8 protein-coding genes are annotated in these 5,380 nt (G+C 69.4%); all 8 read right to left on the reverse strand.

From position 1 onward, the window contains the following. On the reverse strand, positions 1-373 hold a 373-nt coding region (locus CXY91_RS29670), incomplete at its 3' end, for a DUF3164 family protein (RefSeq protein WP_158673665.1). Then, positions 366-863: a helix-turn-helix domain-containing protein gene (locus CXY91_RS29675; protein ID WP_100965533.1), complete on the reverse strand. Its 498-nt coding sequence runs from the start codon at positions 861-863 to the stop codon at positions 366-368. The genes CXY91_RS29675 and CXY91_RS29670, both read right to left, overlap by 8 nt. After that, positions 860-1,273 carry a hypothetical protein gene (locus CXY91_RS29680; RefSeq protein WP_100965534.1) on the reverse strand — a complete coding sequence of 138 codons (414 nt, stop codon included), beginning with the start codon at positions 1,271-1,273 and terminating at the stop codon, positions 860-862. The genes CXY91_RS29675 and CXY91_RS29680 overlap by 4 nt, the downstream gene beginning before the upstream one ends. A gap of 3 nt (positions 1,274-1,276) precedes the next feature. Continuing rightward, entirely contained in the window at positions 1,277-1,513 is a 237-nt protein-coding gene (locus tag CXY91_RS29685; protein ID WP_100965535.1) for a hypothetical protein, read from the reverse strand. Beyond that, entirely contained in the window at positions 1,513-1,896 is a 384-nt protein-coding gene (locus CXY91_RS29690; RefSeq protein ID WP_100965536.1) for a transcriptional regulator, read from the reverse strand. Before CXY91_RS29690 ends, CXY91_RS29685 begins: the two co-directional genes overlap by 1 nt. Further along, positions 1,893-2,510, reverse strand: a complete 618-nt coding sequence (locus CXY91_RS29695; RefSeq protein WP_100965537.1) for a hypothetical protein — start codon at positions 2,508-2,510, stop codon at positions 1,893-1,895. The genes CXY91_RS29690 and CXY91_RS29695 overlap by 4 nt, the downstream gene beginning before the upstream one ends. Beyond that, on the reverse strand, positions 2,507-3,256 hold the full coding sequence (locus CXY91_RS29700) for an AAA family ATPase (protein ID WP_100965538.1): 750 nt from the start codon (positions 3,254-3,256) through the stop codon (positions 2,507-2,509). Before CXY91_RS29700 ends, CXY91_RS29695 begins: the two co-directional genes overlap by 4 nt. 67 nt (positions 3,257-3,323) lie before the next feature. Then, positions 3,324-5,380, reverse strand: a 2,057-nt coding sequence (locus CXY91_RS29705) for a DDE-type integrase/transposase/recombinase (protein ID WP_199777610.1), incomplete at its 5' end; no start/stop codon positions are given.

A 5,380-nucleotide genomic window follows, 5' to 3' on the forward strand; every position in this document is an offset into this window, starting at 1 on the left:
CCTTGGCCTGCTGGAGCTGCGGGCCGAACTCGATCAGGTCGGCGATCTGCACCTTGACCTGCATCAGCCCGTCCACCGTCTGGAAGGTGACGTTGCCCTTCTCGCCGCCAGCGCGGGCGCCATACTCCTGCTCCAGCAGCTGCTGGAAGCCGTTGAGATCGGCGAAGGTATGTTCCTTGAAGCGGGCGATCTGGGCCGAGAGATCGAGCGCGAAGGCCATGACCTTGCGCACCATCTCGTCCTCGAGCTTGTCGGCCGGCTTCACCAGCTCGACCGGGACGAGGCGGCCCTTCGCATCACGCATGTGAGGCTGGCCGCCGACATCGACGATGCCGCTGACGATGGCGGGCTGGGCAGGCGTGTTCTCAGACATGGACGGTCTCCTCGGTTGAAGGTGCGGAAGGGTCGCCATCGGCCTGCTCGACGATGAGCCGGGACATGGCGACGATTTCGTAGGTCGAGACGCGCACGGCCTCGCGCTCGGGCGCCGAGAGCACGCGGCGGGCAGTGGCGAGCGGATCGATCGAGACGGCGAAGCGCAGCAGGCCGGCGCGCTCGAGCGCCTGCAGCGTGCCGAGGAGCGCATCCGTCGAGAGCCGGAAGCTCTCGCTCGAGGCGCGCAGCTCCTCGGCCCGGCGCAGGCCGTGGATCACCATGGTGTGGTCACGACCGCCGGAAAGCCGGCCAATCGTGGACGGGCCCAGCGACGTCATCTTGGTGGCGAGCCACCAGCAGGCGTAGCGGAGGTGGACCCGCTCGTCGGCGCCGGCACGGCCCGCTACCATGATCTCGTGTCGGCTGACGCCGGCGACGGCGCCGACCGCCTGGACGATCATGTCGAAGGTGACGTGGCGCTCGCTCATGCCGCGTGGCCTCCATCGTCGAGGCCGGCCGGCCGCGGGGCGCGCGGGAAGCTGACGACGTTGCTGTCGCCGATCGGCATGGCGAGAGTGGCAAGGCCGGGACGCGTGCCATGAACCGGCCCGCCACCGTCCAGCTGGCGCTGGATCTCTGCCTGCTGGCTCCGCAGCGCCTGCTGCAGGGACGGCGAGACCGCCGCGCTGGCGACGATGTCGAGATCACGGGCGATCGCCTCCATCTCGTCGGCATCGGCCGCGCGCTGTTCGAGCCGCTCGGCCTTCTCCGCGAGCAGGCACAGGGACACTGTGAGATCGCGGCAGGCGTCGATCGTCGGCCGCTGGTGGGAAGCGACATAGACGCGGAACAGGTCCCGCAGCTCGCGCAGATCGGCGGAGAGGGGCTTTGCCTGCATGGCTCAGCCCTCCCGGCTCGGAACGGCGGGAACGCGGCCGAGATGGCGCGCGTGGCGGACCGCTTCCTCGCGATCGAGCTGGGCGAAGCCGACCGCTCCGGCCAGGCTGGCGCAGGTGCCCGCGATCAGGATGAAGCCGTAGACCTCCGGGTCCCTGACGAAGTGCAGCATCGCGCCGGCGACGAAGCCGCCGAGCGGCACGAGGCTGATGCAAAGGAGCTTGAAGGCTGACCGGATCATCAGGCGACGTCCTTCTGCTGGCGATTGGGGCAGGTCTTGCAGGCATGGAAGAGCCGGGCGCGGGTCGAATTCGTCGCCGCGAAGGGCTTGGCCTGCTCGGTCAGGCAGCGGTCGCGGCCGATCTCGTCCAGGATCGGGCAGAGGACGGTCTCGCCCATCAGGGCGCCCCGGATCTTGGCGAAGACCTTCTCCTGGTCGCCCGCTTGATACTTGTTGGCGAGGACGTAGGAGATGGTCGCGTCGGAATAGCCGAGCTGGCGGGCGACGGCGCGCGAGGTGCGGGCCTTGCAGGCCTGCGCCAGCACGGCGACTTCCGGCGGCATCGCCTCGCCCCAGGCGAGGCGGGCGCGCTCGACCTGGTCGACATGGGTGGGACGGCTCATGCTGCCCTCCCTTCCGGACGGTTAAGGTTAACCGCCTGATCCAAATTGCGATCGTAGAGGATCGTGCCGCCGGCGAGCGTCGCCGGAGCTTTCGGACCGGTGTTGAAGGCCGGCATCAGGCGCCAGCGGGCGATCAGACCAGGATGGGCACGATGCCCGATCTCGGCGAGATAGCCGGCGCTGGCGAGGGTGCCGACATATTCGCGGGCGCGCTTCACCGTCACCGGCACGGCATCAGTGGAAGCCGCCACGGCGAGCTCGCGGACGGTGAACTGGCGCAGCGCCCGGATTGCGGTCCAGAGCTGCTGGGCCCGCCGGCCGCGATCGTCGGCGAAGTCCGGCCGACGCTCGACCGGCGCCGGGGCGCGCAGGTCGAGCACCTTGTAGAGGTTGGCGCTGCGGTTCTTGATCGTGGGCTGGCCGCCGACAAGCTCGATATGGCCGTGCTCGGCGCAGAACAGGACATAGGCCTTTACCGTCTGCCGCGAGCGGCCATTGCTGGCCTTGTGCACGTCGGTGATGGTGAAGCCGCCGCGGCGCGTCATCGCCACCATCTGCTTCCAGTAGTGGAGCGGGCCGCGCGGCAAGGCGGCGGTCGGGGCGGTGCGCTTCATGCCGCCCTCCGGCCGCGCGCGGGCGGCTCGCCGGTGTAGAACTGGTCATCCGGGAAGCCGTCGAGATCGCTGACGGCGTGGACGCGGGCCCATTCGACCGCCTTCTCCAGATTGACGGTGATGCGGCGGGCCCGGCCGCCGGACTTGCGGCGGTTGCGCTCCAGGAAGCCCTCGGAATAGCGCAGCGTCGCCGGCACGAAGAGCTTGGCGAGCAGCTGGGTGTCTTCCAGGTCGCAGGGCTGCGCCGCGACCCATTCAAGCACGCGGTTATGGGTGCGCTCCGAGCGCTGCAGCTTGCTCGGCAACTCCTCCTCGCCGATCAGGATGATCGGCACCTGGGTGGCCTCGTGGATCTCGCGAATGATCTCGATGAAGCCCTTGTCGACGGCCTTGTCGGCCTCGTCGATCAGCAGCGGCGGATGACCGGGCTCGGCTAGGCGCTCGATCGCCATCTCGGTCAGGCGCGGCACGGTGCCCTTGGGATCGTGGACGCCGAGCTCCTTCATGATGGCCCGGATCAGGGTCAGCCGGGTCCAGCTGTCGCCGATCTCGACGCGCAGGGCGTTCTTCCGGTTCTGCAGATAGATCGCCGCGAAGGTCTTGCCGTAGCCGGAATAGCCGTTGAAGACGCCGAGGCCAGGAAGATGGGGCGGGCGCTCAATCAGGCGCTCGGCCAGCGTCAGCATCGCCGCGACGTTCTTCAGCGGCGCCAGCGATCCCTTCGGCTTGTAATCTGATGAAGTCATCGTATCCTCTTGCTCGATCTGACTGATCAGCCCCGGTTCGCCGGGGCTTTCTTTTTTTGGGCGGGGCCTAACGCAACGCCGCCTCTCCGAAGTCCTCTGCGAACGCCTTCTCCGAGCGGTATTCGGCGCTGGTGCGGTAGCTGCCGAGCCAGAGCGCATCCTCGGTGGCGACCTGGTCGCCGGCGGCGATCGCCGCCTCGATCGCGAGCGCGCGGCGGAAGCGCTGGCGCGCCGTTTCCTGCGGACGCAGCTTCGTGACTTTCGGTTCGGGCGCCGGCGCGGCGGGCTCCTCGAGCAGCTCGCGATGAAGCTTGGCCGCAGCCTCGGAGAGTGGGGCCGCCGGCGGCGCCTCGCCGCGGCGCAGGGCGGCGATCTCGGCGCCGGCTTCGAGCGCGGGCGTCGAGTGCTGCTCGGCGCGCTGCGGGAAGGCGACGAGGTTGCCAGACAGCTCGGCCGCGCGCTGGCGGCGCAAATCGAGCACGGTGCGGCTGGTGATATTGCGGCGCTCGGCCCGCATGGCCGCGGTGCGCTGGTCGATCAGGCGCTTCTGCTCCGCTGCGACCGCGGCGCGGATCGCAGCCGGATCCTCGCCAAGCAACTCCGGGCAACGCCCCTCGCCAAGCAGCGCATCCGTCTCCGGATCGTGGCACCAGACGCGGCCCTTATCGGCCGGGTCGAGGCGGACGAACACTCGGGTGCCGACCGAGACGCCCGCGACCAGATAGTGGAAGCCGTCGATCCGGACGCCGCGCTTGCCGAGCGTGCGGATACCGTCCCCGCCGGGCGCGGGCATCAGCAGCACGGTCAATGCCTCGGCATCGACGCGGCGCACCGGCTGGGCCCAGCTCGACGCTTTCGCGAAGGGGCTCATGCCGAGCGCGCCATGGTCGCGCCGGCCATACTGGCCCTCGGCCCAGGCATCACATTCCGCCTGCAGTTGCTCGCCGGTCAGCTCGACGGCGAAGGCCTTGGCGTCGTCAGTCCCGAGCCGGGCGGCGAAGGCGCGGCGAGCCTCGATCACCTTGCGATCGCTGACGCTGTGGCCGATGAAGCCCGGCAGCGTGCGGCCGAGATCGGTCTGGAAGGTCCGAATGACGCGCTCGACCGGCCCCTTCTGCCAGGGCGAGAAGGCGGCCGAGGTGATGTGCTCGATCTGCAGGGCGGCAAACAGGCGGCGTGTCGCCTTGGCAACGAAGTCCGAGCCGTTGTCCGTCTTGACCTTGTCCGGCACGCCCCAGGCGACCAGGGCCTTGCGCATCAGCAGTTGCACCGCCTCGGAGCGCGGCGTCTTCGAGACGTGCAGGATCAGCCGGCGCGACCAGATGTCGATGCAGGCATAGACCGAATGGCGACCGTCGAGGCAGAGCGCATCGACCGGCGACGCGTCGATCTGCCAGAGCTCGTTCAGCGCCGTGGTGAGATGGGTGTAGGAGCCGGCAATGCGGGTCTTCGAGACGAAGGCGTCGGGGTTCGTCAGCGCCAGCAGCTCGGTCTGAAGCTCCGATTTCCAGCGCTTCAACGCGATTTCAAAGGCGCGCTGGCCCGGAAGAGTGCGCAGCTCGCCTTCAAATGCGACGCCCTGCGGATAGCGGCCGAGGCAGGCCTCGTAGATCTGCCGGGCCGTGTAGAGCGGGTTCTGCGCGACGAGCGCGAGCATGAAGGCCTTGAGCTGGCCGTCAGCACCGGCCTCCAGAACGCCCTTGCCGCGGCGCGAGGCCCCCCGATCGACCGCCAGGCGCTGGGTTTCGCCCTCGCGCGAAGCCGTGATCCAGCGCAGCAGCGTGCGTGTCGACAGACGCCGAACCCGTTCGCGCACCCAGCCGGGCACATCCGCCCTGCCAAGGTTGTAGAGATCGACGAAGAGGGCGATCGCGACGGTCTGCTGCAGCTCGGCGGCCCGCTGGAAGGCGCGCAGCGCGCCGAGGATGGCAATGCGCGCGTCGAGCTGCTCTCCGGCTGCCTGGCCGGCAATGGCGAGGTCCGGCGCGGCCTGCAGCGCCAGCGACGCCGCCTGTTCGAGCTGTGCGCCACCTGCCCGAACGAAGTACTCCGCACGCGCCGTCGCTGGCAGCAAAGAGACGTGGTACTCGACACCACCGCCACGGCCGTCACGTTGCCGGCAGA

The organism is Allobosea sp. FBZP-16 (assembly GCF_002831785.1).
Taxonomy (GTDB): domain Bacteria; phylum Pseudomonadota; class Alphaproteobacteria; order Rhizobiales; family Beijerinckiaceae; genus Allobosea; species Allobosea lupini.

What these genes read in the sequence shown, in the direction of transcription:
- CXY91_RS29680 (WP_100965534.1), bottom strand. Translation starts at nt 1,273, where the DNA reads ATGCAGGCAAAGCCCCTCTCCGCCGATCTGCGCGAGCTGCGGGACCTG.
- CXY91_RS29700 (WP_100965538.1), bottom strand. Translation starts at nt 3,256, where the DNA reads ATGACTTCATCAGATTACAAGCCGAAGGGATCGCTGGCGCCGCTGAAG.
- CXY91_RS29685 (WP_100965535.1), bottom strand. Translation starts at nt 1,513, where the DNA reads ATGATCCGGTCAGCCTTCAAGCTCCTTTGCATCAGCCTCGTGCCGCTC.
- CXY91_RS29690 (WP_100965536.1), bottom strand. Translation starts at nt 1,896, where the DNA reads ATGAGCCGTCCCACCCATGTCGACCAGGTCGAGCGCGCCCGCCTCGCC.
- CXY91_RS29695 (WP_100965537.1), bottom strand. Translation starts at nt 2,510, where the DNA reads ATGAAGCGCACCGCCCCGACCGCCGCCTTGCCGCGCGGCCCGCTCCAC.
- CXY91_RS29675 (WP_100965533.1), bottom strand. Translation starts at nt 863, where the DNA reads ATGAGCGAGCGCCACGTCACCTTCGACATGATCGTCCAGGCGGTCGGC.